This is a genomic window from Rhizobium sp. K33, assembly GCF_056501445.1.
This window is the reverse complement of the sequence record NZ_CP096478.1, coordinates 1,645,453-1,660,614: the sequence shown is the minus strand read 5'-3', so window position 1 is coordinate 1,660,614 and position 15,162 is coordinate 1,645,453. Positions and strand designations below refer to the sequence as shown.

17 protein-coding genes are annotated in these 15,162 nt (G+C 60.7%); 10 read left to right on the top strand and 7 right to left on the bottom strand.

The features are described from left to right. The first annotated feature begins 149 nt into the window (after positions 1-149). From M1E12_RS08305 to M1E12_RS08290, 4 genes are all read left to right on the top strand, one after another. The gene (locus M1E12_RS08305) at positions 150-914 is read left to right on the top strand and encodes a hypothetical protein (protein ID WP_479564349.1); all 765 of its coding nucleotides are present in this window, start codon (positions 150-152) and stop codon (positions 912-914) included. Between the two features lie 331 nt (positions 915-1,245). Then, a complete protein-coding gene (locus M1E12_RS08300) occupies positions 1,246-2,067 on the top strand; it encodes a sulfite exporter TauE/SafE family protein (protein ID WP_479564348.1) in 822 nt (273 codons plus the stop codon). A 300-nt stretch (positions 2,068-2,367) separates the two neighbouring features. Beyond that, on the top strand, positions 2,368-3,156 hold the full coding sequence (locus tag M1E12_RS08295; protein WP_479564347.1) for a hypothetical protein: 789 nt from the start codon (positions 2,368-2,370) through the stop codon (positions 3,154-3,156). Beyond that, on the top strand, positions 3,153-4,325 hold the full coding sequence (locus tag M1E12_RS08290; protein WP_479564346.1) for a hypothetical protein: 1,173 nt from the start codon (positions 3,153-3,155) through the stop codon (positions 4,323-4,325). Before M1E12_RS08295 ends, M1E12_RS08290 begins: the two co-directional genes overlap by 4 nt. A gap of 557 nt (positions 4,326-4,882) precedes the next feature. On the opposite strand, the gene M1E12_RS08285 is transcribed toward M1E12_RS08290, so the two are convergent. The 4 genes from M1E12_RS08285 to M1E12_RS08270 form a co-directional block, all read right to left on the bottom strand. Then, positions 4,883-5,287, bottom strand: a complete 405-nt coding sequence (locus M1E12_RS08285; protein ID WP_479564345.1) for a dUTP diphosphatase — start codon at positions 5,285-5,287, stop codon at positions 4,883-4,885. Positions 5,288-5,653: 366 nt separating this feature from the next. Further along, entirely contained in the window at positions 5,654-6,679 is a 1,026-nt protein-coding gene (locus tag M1E12_RS08280; RefSeq protein WP_113461396.1) for a GlxA family transcriptional regulator, read from the bottom strand. A 332-nt stretch (positions 6,680-7,011) separates the two neighbouring features. Further along, entirely contained in the window at positions 7,012-7,254 is a 243-nt protein-coding gene (locus M1E12_RS08275; RefSeq protein WP_479564344.1) for a hypothetical protein, read from the bottom strand. Between the two features lie 90 nt (positions 7,255-7,344). Next, the gene (locus M1E12_RS08270) at positions 7,345-7,545 is read right to left on the bottom strand and encodes a hypothetical protein (RefSeq protein ID WP_479564343.1); all 201 of its coding nucleotides are present in this window, start codon (positions 7,543-7,545) and stop codon (positions 7,345-7,347) included. 111 nt (positions 7,546-7,656) lie between these two features. Here M1E12_RS08270 and M1E12_RS08265 point away from each other — a divergent pair, with 111 nt between their 5' ends. Together M1E12_RS08265 and M1E12_RS08260 are read left to right on the top strand one after the other, a co-directional pair. Then, positions 7,657-8,553: a LysR family transcriptional regulator gene (locus M1E12_RS08265; RefSeq protein WP_479564342.1), complete on the top strand. Its 897-nt coding sequence runs from the start codon at positions 7,657-7,659 to the stop codon at positions 8,551-8,553. A gap of 98 nt (positions 8,554-8,651) precedes the next feature. After that, positions 8,652-9,086: an acyl-CoA thioesterase gene (locus M1E12_RS08260; protein ID WP_479564341.1), complete on the top strand. Its 435-nt coding sequence runs from the start codon at positions 8,652-8,654 to the stop codon at positions 9,084-9,086. A 4-nt stretch (positions 9,087-9,090) separates the two neighbouring features. Here the strand turns inward: M1E12_RS08260 and M1E12_RS08255 are convergent, their stop codons facing one another. Then, positions 9,091-9,720, bottom strand: a complete 630-nt coding sequence (locus tag M1E12_RS08255; protein ID WP_479564340.1) for a histidine phosphatase family protein — start codon at positions 9,718-9,720, stop codon at positions 9,091-9,093. Positions 9,721-9,764: 44 nt separating this feature from the next. Next, on the bottom strand, positions 9,765-10,490 hold the full coding sequence (locus tag M1E12_RS08250; RefSeq protein ID WP_479564339.1) for a pyridoxamine 5'-phosphate oxidase family protein: 726 nt from the start codon (positions 10,488-10,490) through the stop codon (positions 9,765-9,767). Positions 10,491-10,554: 64 nt separating this feature from the next. On the opposite strand from M1E12_RS08250, the gene pdxR reads away from it, so the two are divergent. Next, on the top strand, positions 10,555-11,955 hold the full coding sequence (gene pdxR / locus M1E12_RS08245; protein WP_479564338.1) for a MocR-like pyridoxine biosynthesis transcription factor PdxR: 1,401 nt from the start codon (positions 10,555-10,557) through the stop codon (positions 11,953-11,955). On the opposite strand, the gene M1E12_RS08240 is transcribed toward pdxR, so the two are convergent. After that, entirely contained in the window at positions 11,944-12,570 is a 627-nt protein-coding gene (locus M1E12_RS08240; protein WP_479564337.1) for a TetR/AcrR family transcriptional regulator, read from the bottom strand. The genes pdxR and M1E12_RS08240 overlap by 12 nt on opposite strands. A gap of 97 nt (positions 12,571-12,667) precedes the next feature. Between M1E12_RS08240 and M1E12_RS08235 the strand changes: the two genes are divergently transcribed. From M1E12_RS08235 to M1E12_RS08225, 3 genes are all read left to right on the top strand, one after another. Next, a complete protein-coding gene (locus M1E12_RS08235; RefSeq protein WP_479564336.1) occupies positions 12,668-13,264 on the top strand; it encodes an NAD(P)H-dependent oxidoreductase in 597 nt (198 codons plus the stop codon). A gap of 72 nt (positions 13,265-13,336) precedes the next feature. Further along, positions 13,337-13,918 (top strand): hemerythrin domain-containing protein, encoded by a 582-nt coding sequence (locus M1E12_RS08230; protein ID WP_479564335.1) that lies wholly within the window; start codon positions 13,337-13,339, stop codon positions 13,916-13,918. A gap of 45 nt (positions 13,919-13,963) precedes the next feature. Continuing rightward, complete coding sequence (locus tag M1E12_RS08225) at positions 13,964-15,139, top strand: AAA family ATPase (protein ID WP_479564334.1); 1,176 nt, start codon at positions 13,964-13,966, stop codon at positions 15,137-15,139. The last annotated feature ends 23 nt before the right edge of the window (positions 15,140-15,162 follow it).

The window sequence follows — 15,162 nt, the reverse complement described above, 5'->3', positions numbered from 1 at the left end:
GACGACGGCAAAAGATCCGGGGCCGGTGGAGCGATCCGTCGGCCCCTTCCTTTTTGCTCCGCAATGCTTGCCGATTCCGTTCATGGCGCATTAAGCCGGAAGGCCCTATGCTGCCGGAAGTTGTCCCATTCAGGGCCATCGAGGGTGAAATGAGTCTTGTGTTTTCGTCCCTTGGCCGCCGGCTGACGGTGGCTGCGTTTTCGGTCCTGCTGCTGTCGGGATGTTCCGGCAGCGATCGCATTCCCTTTGCCGATGTCGGCGGACCGCGGGCGGGCGACCAGCTCATCGGCAAGGTCGACCGCAGCCGGGACGGGCGGGTGCTGGTCGGGCGGGTCGGCGAGGTTTCGCCGGAGACGGCCGCCTATGCGCCGCCGGCTGCTGCGCAAAACGGCGGCAGCGCGGGCATCGATTATCTGAATACACCCAATCTGGCCGAGGCTCCTGCCGTCGACACTGCGGCGGATGGGGCCGCACCTTCCGGCATGACGGCGATGGCGATCCCCGAAGGTGGCGTCAATATCGACGGGGAGCTCGGGATCGGCGGGGCGTCGTCTCTCTCGGATGCCGGCTATGCGGATGCGACGAGCCCTGTCGGCGTGCAGCCGCATGTGGTGACGCAGGGCGGCGCCATGGCGATTGCCGAGGGCAATACCAGCCAGCCTGTGGTCGACGGGATCGGTTTCGACGAGCCGACGCAGATCGTGACGGGCCCGAGCGCAGCCTCGCAGCCGATCATGGCCGAGACGCAGGTAGCCGAAATGCCGGAGGAGGGCGGGATCCTGCCGCTTTCGGTCGATAGCGGCAATTCCGGCCTGGAGGATCCGGTTCCGGTTTCGACCCGGCGGGCAGCGGCTGCTCCAGCGGCAGCCGGCAAGGATTGCTCGCTCTATCTCGACAAGCGGAACTGCCGCTAAGGTTCGTGATCGCTTAATTTCCTAATTCGGGAATTGTCTAAGTCTCTGTTGCGGCGACTCTTGGTGCCCGGAGGGCGACTGGGGAAGGGTCTGCTTACGTCTCCGCGAGCACAGGGTCATCCCACTTCGACCGGCTTCCGCGAGCGGTGAACGTCCAAGCCGTACCGGACGGGCCGGTCGCGGGCTTGCGGGCGGGGCGGGCAGGGCCTAGAGGCTTTGGGATCACAACCCTGTTGCCGGTCCGGCCTTCCGTCGGGTCCCGCTGCAGGTGCCTTGTCCTGCCCCTCAGGCCGTCCGTTTGGACTGGCCACCCTGATCCGGAGTGCTCCCCATGCCGCCCATTGCCGATGTCTTGATGTTTGCTGCCATGCTGGCGGCGGCGGGTGCCGTGGCGGGGCTCTTGGCCGGCGTCTTCGGGATCGGCGGGGGCGCGGTGCTGGTGCCGGTCTTCTACCAGGTGTTCGGTTATGCCGGCATCCCGGAAGAGGTGATCATGCATCTTGCGGTTGGCACCTCGACGGCGCTGATCGTGCCGACCTCGCTGCGGTCGTTTCGGGCGCATCAGGCGCGCGGGGCGGTCGACATGGATCTGCTCAAGGGCTGGGTGATCGCGGTGCCGCTCGGGGCGCTGCTTGCGACCGTGGTCGCGGCTTACGTTTCGAGTGCTGGGCTTCGCCTGTTCTTCGCGGTGATGGGGCTGGTGCTGGCCGCCCGCATGCTCTTCCTTTCCAACCGCATGCATCTCGGCACCGAACTGCCGGGCCAGCCCTGGCGGTTTTTGACCGGTTCGGCGATCGGGCTCTTTTCCGGGCTGATGGGGGTTGGCGGCGGGGTGTTCAACAACACCTTCATGACGATCTTCGGCCGGCCGATCCACCAGGCGGTCGCGACCTCCTCGGGGGTCGGCGTGCTGATCTCGATCCCGGCCTTTTTAGGCTTCATCTATGCCGGCTGGGGCGAGGCGGGCCTGCCGCCCTTTTCCACCGGCTATGTCAACTGGATCGCCTTTGCGGTGATCTTCCCGATCGCCATGCTGGTTACGCCCTATGGCGCGCAGCTGGCGCATAAGCTGAACAAGCGGCAGCTGGAAATGGGGTTTGCGGTGTTTCTGCTGTTCGTCTCGGCGCGGTTCTTCTGGAGTTTGGTGGGGTGAGGTCGGGGGGGGGGCGGCGATCTCAGGTCGGCTGTGGCCCAGCCACTGCGCGCATCCTTTGTTTTGCGCCTGCTCAGGCGGCTCTTGCTGGTTCAGAACCGCAGCTTTGGCAGTTCGCCACAGAATGACGGCCTTTTTTTTCTACAATTTGATAACTTGCAATTCGATTTCTGAACCCATAGCCTTGATTTTCCGAGCGGCAAAATCTATAGCCTTAAACTACAGTTCTAGAATGTAAGCTGTTGGCCACTTTGAATAAATGTCAATAGCTTTTGCACGCATTCGGCTTTGAGGTGCGCGGTGGGCAATTTAACTTTACCGATTGCTACCTCAATCAGAGTTGGGCGACAAGATAGCGAGCCAGACACGCGTTGGCGGGACTATTTTCCAAGCGCGCATCAAACTGGTGTCGGCTTTGGTGATTTGCCAAAAGTTGCTCGTAGCATAGCGGACATTTTGTCGCGTGCCCCGACTGAGAAGGTGTCGCAACTTGTTTCCAAGAAGGGGATGGATGCCCGAATCGACTACAGTTCGCTTGCGGAAGAGTTCAACTCCGCATACTGGCTGAGGAATTTTATTAAGTGCTTAGCTGTGTGCAGGTTTGCAAGCACGGAGATCGCAGGCAAATCCCGCTTTATGGATTTCGGAGGTGGTGGAGGCCCTTTCTCACTCGCCGCTATTAATGTATCTCCTAATCTGAGTTGCACTATTTACGACGAGAGCCCTGCTCAGGAGGCGATATTTCAAGAGCTTCTGCAGCGCCAATTGATGCCGCGCAACGTTTCCTTTCAGAAGCGGCGAGTGACTCAAGATCTATTTCTTGAGAAGTCCGAACCCCGTTTACTTTCATACTTCTTGTGCGAAAACCGCCACTTACTTTGTTGCAATGCGGCAATTAGAGGCGCTATCGGAGATTTTTCGGTGGTTGTCGATTACTTGCCGATAGTCAGGGCTGTAGCTGATTCCACGGCGTCAGGCGGGTGGAATAACAGATTGGTCAAATCGATGAAGTTGCCGCTTGATCCGGAACTTTCGGTCTATTTGCGGCAAGAAATCATAACTATATCCGGTGGGGTTTTTTGGAGATGAATCCAATTGATAAATTAATAGATTCCTACTTTGAATCTTGGCTTAAGCACGATGCGTCAATGTTGCAGGATATATTCGTAACCAACTGCAAATACGATATCAAAGACAAGCGAACGATCAGCGGCCTGCGTGAGCTGCGGGAATACTGGGAACGAAATAAATCAAGACAGCACGGCATTCACATTTTTAAGTCGATTCGCATTGAGGATGGTGCCGACTCATCCAGGGTCGCGTTTTGTGCGACCTTCTTGGATTCAGAAGAGCGGCAAAGGCAAACAATATTCGGAGAAATTTGTTTCAAGTTCGATCAGGGAAAGATATCCGAACTATCTGAATGTTACTCAATTCACCGAGAAGGCACACATTACTTTTTCTGGGAATTCATATCTAAATCTATTGCCTACCTGTCGAGCGGCTTCAACAAAATAATTCAAAATCATGTTCCAAAGATTGTTAGTGGCGCGAGTTTGATATCGGGCGTTGTTTTGCTTTACTTCTCCTATCATATAAGTAAGCTTCCTGACTTTATGGTGTGCGCACTGAATGGAAATTTCGTTTCGCCCTTGTGTGATGTGGATATTGGGGGGGATCGTGATAGCATGTTGGCGGTTGCCTACAGGAATCTGAGCATAGTTGTTGGCTTGGTGCTTCTGTGCGTTCCGATACTAAGTCTGTATAGTGCCCGACTAAGGTTCGGCAGGGTTCGGACGACGGAGTTAAACCGATCGGGGCACGATTTGGAGTTAATGCGTGAAAGCTTTAAGAGTGCTCAGGGGCTTACAATTTTTTCGGGCGACTTTTCTTTCGTCAAGGACAATGCTGAATTTCTAGCGATTTTTAAGCGGTTGGCCAGCCGTGAAGGTTTGAATATCATTAGTGACTCTTCACGGGAAAAAGTCGTTTTGGGACTTGGCGGGACAGTCGATGCTGCGGCACTTGTTCAGCAGCTCGAAGAGCAGAACAAGATCCGGTTTGGAAGCCCTACACCAATCAAGTGCTCCATAGTAAGGAAATGGGACGGAAGCGAAGTTCTTTACCGGTTCGACGCACATGGAGCTGGGGCGGTGAGCTCACATCTCTACATGTGCCAAGTGAAGCGGCGTGGCGACATTGGGCCCGTGGTGGATTTAATCGAGCACTTGTCGAAGGCTCACCTGAGGGGTGCTTAGTTGAAACACAGGTCCCCATCGATTGTACTTGTTGTTGGGCAGACATGCTCGGGTAAAAGTACGGTTTGTCGAAATCTGGCAGAGCGCGGTTTTCAGACTCGCTCGGCTAGCGAAGCACTCCGAAACGTGGGGCGGATGCTGGGGCGGAATGACGGAGGCCGTAGATCGCTTTCTGACTTGGGCATGCAGCTGCGGGATGCAGGCGCACTTTTGCAATTCCACCAATTGCTCTTTGCATCCCTGTCGGGTCCAACACCTACTTTGGTCGATGGACCGAGATTCGTCGAAACCCTCAGCTACGCTAGGCTAATCGACCCTGATTGCAGAGTTGTCTATCTTTACTGCGATGAAGCCCATAGGCGCCAGAGGTATGAATCTAATGCTGGTCAGCTTAGCTGGGAGCAAGCAAATGCCCTTGGTACGGAACTTTCAGTTATGGAATTTCGTCGTCATTCTGATTTGGTATTTGACACAACCGCACTAGATCCTGTCGTTATTTCGGATCAAATAGTTGCTTTTTTGGCGTCTGGCTGGAAGCCGTAGATCACGAATATAATCTATTCAATTTCCGCTAAAGCAAAGCGCGTGAATCGCGCAGCCTTTAACTCGGCAATCTCTTGCCCATGGATGATTGTTACGGGGCTCTCAGATAGATTGATAAGCAGAACGTGAATTTCGCCTCTATAGTCCGGGTCGATTGTTCCCGGTGAGTTCAGGACCGCTAGAGGTGTTTCTAAACTCCACTCAGGCGGCGCTATGACCTGAGCTTCAACTAGGTCGGGTAGAGCGATAGTTATTCCAGTTGGTATTGCTGCGCGGCCATAACGTGACAGAACGATCTGCTTCTGGGGCAGTCGCGCGTAGAGGCGAAGAGGAAAGCCTTTGACCTCTCGCACCGACTTTATCGTCTCATCAGAAGATCCAGGTGACACTAGAATGGATGTAGTCGAATTGCCCGCCATGACTTCCCTGTTTTGCCGTAACCTAATCTTGCCAAAAACTATATGATGTCGAGTGATCAACTGCGCGTGGCAGGGGCCGGTTTTCTTCTGTAATTCGTTCAGCTGAGCTTTCAACAGCGCGCGCGGTCACGACGGCACAAGCCTGCGTCCTCTTCATTCTGCGCCAATCCCGACATTGCTATCCCATATAATTTCAGATCTATTCACTAAGGCGACTCTGAGGATCCACGGCGCGGATGTCGCGCATGCGGGCAAGGCCCTGTAATAGACACCTGAGAGCAAACCGCTAAATCTCCCATGTGTCTCTTACGCACTGTGTATGGTGAAGTCAAAAGCGGCACTACGGACCAGTTGGTGGCCAACCCCTTACACCACCACCCCAGTCCGATTGCTCGACATCGTGAGCTTGCGTTCGGCGCGCTCCTGCTGGGGGGAGCGGTTGTAGAGTTCGCGGTAACACTTGGAGAAGTGGGAGGCGGAGACGAAGCCGCAGGCGACGGCGACTTCGACGACGGGCATGGAGGACTGAACGAGCAGATGGCGGGCGCGGTCGAGGCGGATTTCGAGATAGTAGCGGGCGGGTGAACGGCCCATTTCCTGTCGGAACAGGCGCTCGATCTGGCGGCGCGAAAGGCCGGCGTCGTCGGCGATTTCGAGGAGCGAGAGCGGTTCTGCGAGATTGGCTTCCATCAGCTCGATGATCTGCAGCACCTTGGAATTCTGCACGCCGAGGCGGGCGCGCAACGGCAGGCGCTGGCGGTCGTTGGCGGAGCGGACGCGGTCGGTCAGGTGCTGTTCGCAGACGCGGTTGACCAGGCCTTCGCCGAAATCCTGGCCGATCAGATTCAGCATCATGTCGAGCGAGGCCGTGCCGCCGGCGCAGGTGTAGAGATTGCCGTCGACTTCGTAAAGGTCGGCATAGACCTCGGCTTGAGGGAACGTTTCGGAGAAGCCGGGGAGGTTTTCCCAATGGATGGCGCAGCGCTTGCCGTTCAACAGGCCGGCCTGGGCCAGCACATGGGCGCCGGTGCAAAGCGAGCCGACCGCGACATTGCGGTTATAGGCTTCGCGCAGCCAGGCATTGACCGACTTGTTGTTGAACTCCTCGACATAGATGCCGGAACAGACGATCGCCATGTTCGGGCGGTTTTCGCCGCCGAGGAAACGGCGCTCGTCGGCGAGCGAGGAATTGACCTCGATGCCGATGCCGGAGGAGGAATAGACCTTCTGGCCATCGACGGAAGCGAGGCGCCATTCATAGGCCGCATAGCCCAGCATGCGGTTGGCGATGCGCAGCGTCTCGATGGCGCCGGCGAAGGGCAGAAGGGTGAAATGGGGTACGAGGAAGAAGACGAGCGAACGCTTCTTGGTCTGCGTCATTTGCTTGCTCATGATGGTGCCGGTGTCCTTGCTGCCGTTCCCTTGTTTTCCGGCATGCTCCGCCTGAATTGATCGCCGCGATTGTCGTTTTACGACATTGTCATGAAGCCAGACGTCGCAAAACTGTCGATGATCGCTAAAGGGCGACATAACAAGGCATTTTTCAGGCTGCGACGCCGTGAACCGGGCGGTTTTTAAGAGGTCAGCGGTAGCGGGTTGAAAAGCCTTGGCTTAACGGAATGCGGCGATGCGCGGAGACGGGCAGGCGACTGCCCCGTTTGCGACGCTTGGGGCACCGGGCAGGGGCGGGGCGGTCGCAAACGGGGTGCCGGGAGATCCCGATCTCAAGGGGCGGTGTCGCCGGCAGGCCAGCCGAGATCCTTGCGCAGATCGAAGGGCAGCGCCTCGAGGGCTGCGGCTTCGAGCCGGCGGCGACGGTGGCTGGCAATTGCATTGGCCACGGCCTTCATGGCCGCGGCGAGGCGATCGGCGGCGCGGCTTGCGCGCTCGTCGAGCGTCAGGGCAGCGGCAGCCGTGCGGGAGCGCTCGGCGCGGGGGATCGGGGTATCGCAGCAAACCATGGCCATGGTCGTCATCCTTTCGGGTTCAGCGGCCGCTTGCCTTTCGTCTTTCACTCCGTAGCAGGGCCGGGTCTTCTTGTGATCCTGTTTGTTCCATCATTCAAACGAATGTTTCTGATGCCTATCATTCTGAAAACTGATCAATTGGCGATGGCGGGTGAGGCCGATGTCGTCGCGCAGGGCGGGGCCGAGGGCTTCGAGCGCCTGGCGGGTCTGCTCGCGGATCGACTGGCGCTTCATGTCGCGCATCAGGCTCGAAAGCCGCTGGGAGAGGGGGTGAATGCGGGCGTCTGTCATGACGTGCTCCTCCTGATCGTATGCGATGAGAAGCAGGATGCGCCCGGATTGACATTCAATCAAACGCAATAGTATCGTCTTCAAGTTCAATTTTGTTGAAGGTCAATCGCCATGACACTCATGCTGCGCCAGCCGCTTCCGCTTCTCGACAATGACGTGCTCCGGACCTTCGTGGCGATTGCCGAAACCGGCAGTTTCACCACGGCCGCCGACCGGGTCTATCGCACGCCGTCGGCCGTCTCGATGCAGATCAAGAAGCTCGAGGAGCAGTTGAATGTGACGCTCTTCTTGCGCGATGCGCGCTCGGTGACGCTGACGGAGAGCGGCGAGGTGCTGTTGCCCTATGCGCGGCGCATGCTGGCGCTGTCGAACGAGGCGGTGGGGCGCTTCCGCATGCCGGAAATGAAGGGGGTGGTCAGGCTCGGCGCGCCCGACGATATCGGCGAGCGCTTCATGCCGACGATTCTCCGCCGCTTTGCCGAGCTTTATCCGCTGATCATGGTGGATCTGACGGTTGATACGTCGGGGGCGCTGCGCCGGCGGCTTGCCGAGCAGCGGCTCGATCTGACGCTGGTCAATTGCGCGCCGGGACAGGTGGTGCATGAGGGCGAGGTGATCCATCAGGAGCAGCTGGTCTGGGCGGGGGCGAAATGCGGCACGGCGCATATGCGCGATCCGCTGCCCGTGTCGATCTGGGAGGATGGCTGCTGCTGGCGGGCGGATGCCTTGGCGCGGCTCGACAAGGAGAAGCGGCCCTATCGCATCGCCTATCTCTCGGCGCATACCATGGCGCAGCGCGCCGCCGTGATTGCCGATCTGGCCGTCGCGCCGCTTCCGCGCAGCTACCTGACCGACGACATGACGGCGCTGGGCGCCAAACACGGGCTGCCGGAGCTCGGCTCCTTCGAGGTGCGGTTGCTGACCGGTAAAGAGACGAGCGAGACGATCCAGGCGGTGGCCGACAGTGTGCGCTATGCCTTTTCCGAGATGATCGGGATGGCGGCGTAAGCGGTCCCGATCGGTAAGCGATTGGCGATTTCCGGAATTAGGGAAATGCCGAATTGTGTTTTGGCGAACAGGCAGCAGGTAGCAGGATTTGAGTGCGGATGAATGATGAGACGAAGGACCTGAGGCTCGAGGATTTTGCCGGCCAGGCTTACGACAAGCTGCGATATGGCGACACGGACCGGCAGGGGCATGTCAACAATGCGGTCTTTGCCACTTTCATGGAAACGGGGCGTGTGGAGCTGATCTACAACCCTGATGATCCGCTGCTCGGGGACGGATTCTCCTTCGTGCTCGCCAAGCTCGACATCAACTATATCGCCGAGGTGCTGTGGCCCGGCACGGTCGAGATCGGCACGCGGGTGACGCGGGTCGGGCGGTCTTCGGTGACCATGCAGCAGGCGGTGTTTCAGAACGGCCGGCTGTGTGCCTCGGCCGAGACGGTGGTGGTGCATTTCGACCAGACGACGCGCAAGTCGCATCCGTTTTCGGAGGCTCAGCGGGCGAAGCTCGAGGGGTGGATCTCGGCGGGGTAGTGGATCAGGTGAGGTCGGCGAGATGGGCCGTGTCACCGAGCGTGACGACGGCGCGGCTCTTCCACTGAGCGTTCTCCGCCAGATGCGTGATGCTGCCCGACTTGACCGGAAAGTTCACTTTCCCAAGGCTTTCGATCGGCATGCCGATCCACCAGGCGATGACGAAGGTGAGCGAGAAGCCGTGGGTCACGATGATGTGGCAGTCGGCGGGATCGGTGAGGATCTCGTCCATGGCGCGGTAAATGCGGGTTGCGGTCTGGCGTCGGGTTTCGGCGCGCTCGATGCCGCCGGCGTCGTCGAGGCTGCCTTCGTCCGGCACGGGCAAGCGGCTGGCGTCGAGCCAGGCTTGTGGCCGGCCTTCGGCGACACCGTAGCTCATCTCGCGCAAACCGGGCGTCAGCAGGGGCGGGACGGAGAGGTGTCTGCCGATGATTTCGGCGGTCTCGCTGCAGCGAAGGAGATCCGAAGAAGTAAGCAGCGGCGGCTCGCCGGCCCAGAGGTCTGCGAGGCGCGCGGCGATCGCCTCGGCCTGGCGGCGGCCGGGATCCGTGAGGCCTGTGTCGTACCAGCCGCCGACCTTTTTCTCGACATGGTGGATCGATTGCGGATGGGTGACGACGTAGAGCGTTTTCATGCGGGGCCTCCCGGATTGTGGCTGCCCCGCATGGGAGGCTGGTTTCAGCCCAGCTTTTCATAGAGCGCCTGGCTCTCCGTCAAGACCTCATCCAGCCGACGGCCTTCCTGGAAATGGGCGAGGTGATCGGGGAAGGGCACGCCTTCCGGGACCTTGGGGCAGATCTCGGGCGCGCGCAGGCGGGTTTCGACGGGGATGACGCCGGCCCAGACGGGGGCGTCGACATCGGCGGGATCGTCGGAGACGCCACCGGTGCGGATTTTTGCCGAGGCCTCCTCGATGCGCATGCCGATGACCATGGTGCCCTTGGCTTCCTGCGGGTCGTTTTCGCGCAGCATGTCGGTGCGGCCGGGATAGAAGCGGTCGACGACGGCTTTCAGGGCCTCGGCCTTCTCCTCCGGATCGTCGATGATATGGGCTGTGCCGAAGCACATGGCGGAGCGGTAGTTGGCGGAATGGTGGAAACCGGAGCGTGCGAGCACCAGGCCGTCGAGATGGGCGACGGTGAGGCAGACGGGCAAACCGGCCTTCTGGGTCTTCAGCATGCGGCTCGCCGACGAACCGTGCCAGAACAGCCAGTCGCCGTCGCGCCAGTGGATGGTGGGCGTGCAATAGGGCTGTCCGTCGATGACATAGGCGACGTGACAGAGGAGGCTTGCGTCGAGCGCGGCGTACACGGCGTCGCGGTCGTAGGCTGCGCGCTCGTGCAGGCGTTTCGCCCGGTTGCGCGGGGTGACGGGAAAGGATTGGGGATCGGGTCTGTCGTTCATGCTTGCCTCCTGACGGCTGATGCGGCAGGGATAGGTGGAGCGATTGGTCCAAGAAAGATCCACCATGGCCAAAATTATCCGAACCAATTCCGACTGGTCAGCGAATACGCCCGTTTTGCCAGCCATGGGGCCGCGGCGGCTTGCGCTTTATCGGTCGTTGCGCGGGCTTATCGAAAGCGGTCAGATGCGGCCCGGCGACAAGCTGCCGACCACCCGGGACATCGCGAAACGTTTCGGGGTCTCGCGCGGCGCGGCGGTTGCGGCCTACGAAATGCTGATTGCGGATGGTTTTGCCGAGGCGCGGGTGGGGGCGGGGACCTATGTGGCCGAGGCCGTTCCCCTCTTGCAGGCAGCGCCGGTGCAGGAGCCGGCTGTAGTCGAGGAGGCGGTTGCGCCGCTGCCCGGCGCGCTCGGTTGTTCGACGGCGGACGAGACGACGCTCCGGATCTTCCGCATGCTGATGAACCGGCATCTGACGCAGCCCTCGGCGCGGCATTTCCATTATAACGATCCGGCCGGCAGCCACGCGCTCAGGGTGGAAGTCGCGGCCTATCTCAAGGCGGCGCGCGGGGTGAATTGCTCCCCGGACCAGGTGATCATGACGGCAGGCACGCAGCAGGGGCTGGATCTGGCGGTCAGGGCGCTTTTGAAACCCGGTGATCCCGTCTGGATCGAGGACCCGTGTTATGCGGCGGCGCGTGAGCTTTTCGAGGGGACGGGGCTATCCGTCACGCCGGTGCCCGTCGATGGCGAGGGGATCGATGTGGCCGCAGGGATTGCGGCGCGGCCGGATGCCAAGGCGGTTCATGTGACGCCGTCGCATCAATATCCGCTGGGTGTGACGCTTTCCATGGCCAGGCGGCTTGCCCTCATCGACTGGGCGCAGGAGGCCGGCGCCTATATCATCGAGGATGATTACGACAGCGAGTTCCGCTTTGCCGGACCGCCCTTGAGCGCGCTGCAGGGCATCGATGGCCAGGAGCGTGTGATCTATCTCGGCACCTTTTCCAAGACGCTGCTGCCGGGTTTTCGCTTCGGCTATCTGGTGGTGCCACGACATCTGCGTGCGCGAATACTGACCATTCGCCGGCTAACGGACCGCTTTCCCTCGACACTTGCCGAGGATGCGCTGACCGAATTTCTGCGCGATGGCCATTTTTCGGCGCATATCAAGCGGGCGCGCAAGCGGGTCAGGGCAGCGCGGGACGCGTTGGTCGAGGCCCTGCAATGCGAGAGGCTGCGGGTGACCGTGCCCGAGCAGGGGCTGCATCTGGTGGCCGATCTCGAGAGTGTCGAGGATGACGTGGCGCTGGCGGCCATGGCGCGGACGGTCGGCTTCGGCGTGAAGGCGCTTTCGCCGCTCTGCCAGCGGGACACCGGCCGGCGGGGACTGGTGATCGGGTTTTCCGGCTTTGCGCCGGATGTTCTGGCGGATGCTGCGCGGCGGTTCGTGTCAGGCCTTTGAGGTCTGCTGCGCGCGGACACCGGAGACCCAGACGGCGAGCATGGTCGACAGGAGCGCCTGGGGCGGCGCCGGGTTCGGTCGCGAATGCTTCAGCCCCTCGGACATTTCAAAGACGATCACCTCATGGAAAAGCGCCTGCACGCCGCGGGCATAGGTACGGCATTGCTCGGCCGTCAGCGAAGGCGTGGCGCGGGCAAAGAGATCGGCGATCTGGTCTTCGAGTTCGAAGCAGAGGCGCATGAAGGTCTCGGTATAGGGGCCGCTGACAATGGCCGCCTGGCTGAGATAGAGCCCGGCAAAGGCCGGCTCGCGGCAGAAATAGTCGAGCCAGGGCTTGAGCAGGGCGAAGATCTGCGCCTCCAGCGGCGCTTCCGGGTCGATCCCCGTGCCCTTGCGTCCGGCTTCGGCCATGGGTTCGATCTCGGTGAGGCCCAAGGCCGCGAGAAGATTGGTCTTGTCGCCGAAATGGGCAAAGACGCTCGACTTCGCAACCTTCGCCGCGCTCGCGATCTGATCGATGCTGGTTTCACCAAAACCCTGGCGGGCGAAAAGCTCGCGCGCAACGGCCAGGATCTGTTCTCTGGTCTGGCGGCTGCGGGTCTGGCGAAGCTTCATGCGCGAATCCTTTTGACCGAGCCTACGCCAAATATTAGTTGACCACGGTCAATTTACACGCCATAAAATGACCACGGTCAATATTTGAGGGTTCCTCATGTCTTTTCTCTCGCGTGATGCGCAACCCTCCCGCGTTCTTGTTCTGAATGGCAATCCTTCGCGGGAGACATTGTGCGGAGCCATGGCCGAGAACATTGCCGCGGATGCCCGGCGTCGCGGTCAGACGGTGCGGCTGGTGCATCTCGAGGATCTGTCCTTCGACGCCAATCTGAAGCAGGGTTATCGCGCGCGGATGGAGTGGGAGCCGGATCTCAAAGCTTTCGCCGATGACCTGATCTGGTGCGACCGGCTGGTGATCGTACATCCGCTGTGGTGGGGATCAGCGCCGGCGCAGCTCAAGGGCCTTTTCGACCGCGTGCTGCTGCCCGGCTTCGGCTTTCAGTATATCGAGGGCAAGCCCCTGCCGAAGCCGCTGCTTGCCGGCCGCAAGGCGCGCATCGTGATCACGTCGGACACGCCGACCATTTTTCTCAAATGGATCTACGGCAATGGCTGGGTGAAGCTGCTGCGCCGCCAGATCCTCGGCTTCTGCGGTTTCAAGGATTTGAAGGTCAAGTATTTCGCCACGGTGCGCGGGGCAAAGCCCGAGGCGCTGGCCAAGATGGTCGAGGCGGCGCCCGGGATCTTGGGGTGAGGCGACTATTCTCGTTCCCGGCCCCCGTTGGATCGCGTTGACTTGGCCTGGCATAGGCCAATATCAAGCGGCATGATTAATCTGTCGACCCAACCGCTCGATGAACTGAGTCTGGATGAAGCCGCACGACCGAAGGCACCGCCGGTGCCCGAGGCGACGGATGTGCATCGTTACCAGGGCCAGCAACTTGCCCAGATCCACAGCCATCACCTCAGAGAGATGGCGCAGATCGGCGCAATCCTCACCCGGATCGAAGCGGGGGATGCGCCTCCTGAGCATCTCAGGCAGATCGTGCTTTCCCTCGATATGGCGGAGAATTTTCAAGCCTTCGGTTCGCTGTGCGGCCGGGAATGCCATGTGCTGAAATTCCACCACGACATCGAAAGCGCCGACATGTTTCCCCGGCTTAAGGCTGCGGGTGGTGGCAGGTTTGGCGCTGTCGTTGCGAAGCTGATGGCGGAGCACGAAGTCGTGCACGAGTTGATCGTCCGGCTGGCCCGCGCGGCAGAGGCATTGGCGGATGCGCCGACGGAGGCGAATTTCATTCTGGCGGGAAAGACTTTCCGAAAACTCGAAGCGGTCGTACGGTCCCATTTCGGCTATGAGGAAAACGAACTGGAGGAGGCGATCGGCTATTACCTCGGGTCGATCTGACGCCGTCGTAGCCTGTCGTTCTCCGGGCCCTGAAGTGAAGAGCTAATGGCACTTATCACACTTGCCGTTTCCGGCTACCGATCGCTGCGCAGCCTCGTGCTGCCGCTCGAGCGGTTGAATGTGGTCACCGGCGCGAACGGCAGCGGCAAATCGAGCCTTTATCGGTCGCTGCGCTTGCTTGCGGATGTTGCGCAGGGGCAGGCGATCGCTTCGCTTGCCGCCGAGGGCGGCTTGCGGTCGACGATGTGGGCGGGCGGAGCCGGCTATTCCAGCGCGATGCGCTCGGGACGCTCCCCGATGCAGGGCAATGTCGGACGCGGTCCGGTCTCGCTTCGCCTCGGTTTCGCGTCGGAGGATTATGGCTATGCCATCGATCTCGGGCTGCCGATCCCCGGACCTGGCGCGAGCCGCGAGGAGGCATCTCTCTTCGGCGACGATCCGGTCGTGAAGGCGGAAGCCGTCTGGGCGGGCGAGAGGCTGTCGCGGTTCAACGTGATCGCCCGACGGGGCAATGCATCCGTTCTCGTGCGGGACAAGAGCGGGCGGCTGCGGCCTGTCGTCACCGACCTCGCGCCCTTCGAGACCATGATGATGCGCGCGGCCGACCCGACCAATGCGGTGGAATTGCTTTTCCTGCGCGAGCGGATGAAGGCCTGGCGTTTCTACGACCACTTCCGCATCGATCGCGATGCTCCCTCGCGCATTCCCCGGATCGGCACGCGTACGGTCGCTCTCGCCTCCGATGGGTCCGATCTTGCTCCGGCCGTTCAGACCGTGCGGGAAATCGGCGATGGACCCGCCTTCGATGGCGCGATCGAGGATGCCTTTCCGGGATCATCGGTCGAGATCGATGCCGTCAATGGCCTGTTTCGCCTCACCATGCGTCAAAGCGGGCTTAACCGCGCGCTTGACGCCTCCGAGCTTTCGGACGGAACATTGCGGTATATCGCGCTTGCCACGGCCCTACACACGCCGCGACCGCCGGAACTGATGGTGCTGAACGAGCCGGAGGGCAGTCTGCATCCCAACCTGCTTGAGCCGCTGGCCCGCATGATTGCCGCCGCAAGCCAGCGCAGCCAGATCATCGTCGTCAGCCATGCCCAGGCCCTTGTCGAGGCGCTTGCCGAACACGGGGCGCAGATGCTGGCGCTGGAGAAGGAAGCCGGCGAGACGATCGTCAGGAACACTGACGTTCCGGCCTGGGAATGGCCGGAACGGTGATCTGCGGGTGCCGCCGCTGCCAC

Coding starts and splice junctions, on each gene's coding strand:
- M1E12_RS08235 (WP_479564336.1), top strand. CDS start 12,668: ATGTCTTTTCTCTCGCGTGATGCGCAACCCTCCCGCGTTCTTGTTCTG.
- M1E12_RS08285 (WP_479564345.1), bottom strand. CDS start 5,287: ATGGCGGGCAATTCGACTACATCCATTCTAGTGTCACCTGGATCTTCT.
- pdxR (WP_479564338.1), top strand. CDS start 10,555: ATGGCCAAAATTATCCGAACCAATTCCGACTGGTCAGCGAATACGCCC.
- M1E12_RS08250 (WP_479564339.1), bottom strand. CDS start 10,490: ATGAACGACAGACCCGATCCCCAATCCTTTCCCGTCACCCCGCGCAAC.
- M1E12_RS08230 (WP_479564335.1), top strand. CDS start 13,337: ATGATTAATCTGTCGACCCAACCGCTCGATGAACTGAGTCTGGATGAA.
- M1E12_RS08300 (WP_479564348.1), top strand. CDS start 1,246: ATGCCGCCCATTGCCGATGTCTTGATGTTTGCTGCCATGCTGGCGGCG.
- M1E12_RS08280 (WP_113461396.1), bottom strand. CDS start 6,679: ATGAGCAAGCAAATGACGCAGACCAAGAAGCGTTCGCTCGTCTTCTTC.
- M1E12_RS08265 (WP_479564342.1), top strand. CDS start 7,657: ATGACACTCATGCTGCGCCAGCCGCTTCCGCTTCTCGACAATGACGTG.
- M1E12_RS08225 (WP_479564334.1), top strand. CDS start 13,964: ATGGCACTTATCACACTTGCCGTTTCCGGCTACCGATCGCTGCGCAGC.
- M1E12_RS08275 (WP_479564344.1), bottom strand. CDS start 7,254: ATGGCCATGGTTTGCTGCGATACCCCGATCCCCCGCGCCGAGCGCTCC.
- M1E12_RS08260 (WP_479564341.1), top strand. CDS start 8,652: ATGAATGATGAGACGAAGGACCTGAGGCTCGAGGATTTTGCCGGCCAG.
- M1E12_RS08290 (WP_479564346.1), top strand. CDS start 3,153: ATGAATCCAATTGATAAATTAATAGATTCCTACTTTGAATCTTGGCTT.
- M1E12_RS08270 (WP_479564343.1), bottom strand. CDS start 7,545: ATGACAGACGCCCGCATTCACCCCCTCTCCCAGCGGCTTTCGAGCCTG.
- M1E12_RS08255 (WP_479564340.1), bottom strand. CDS start 9,720: ATGAAAACGCTCTACGTCGTCACCCATCCGCAATCGATCCACCATGTC.
- M1E12_RS08240 (WP_479564337.1), bottom strand. CDS start 12,570: ATGAAGCTTCGCCAGACCCGCAGCCGCCAGACCAGAGAACAGATCCTG.
- M1E12_RS08305 (WP_479564349.1), top strand. CDS start 150: ATGAGTCTTGTGTTTTCGTCCCTTGGCCGCCGGCTGACGGTGGCTGCG.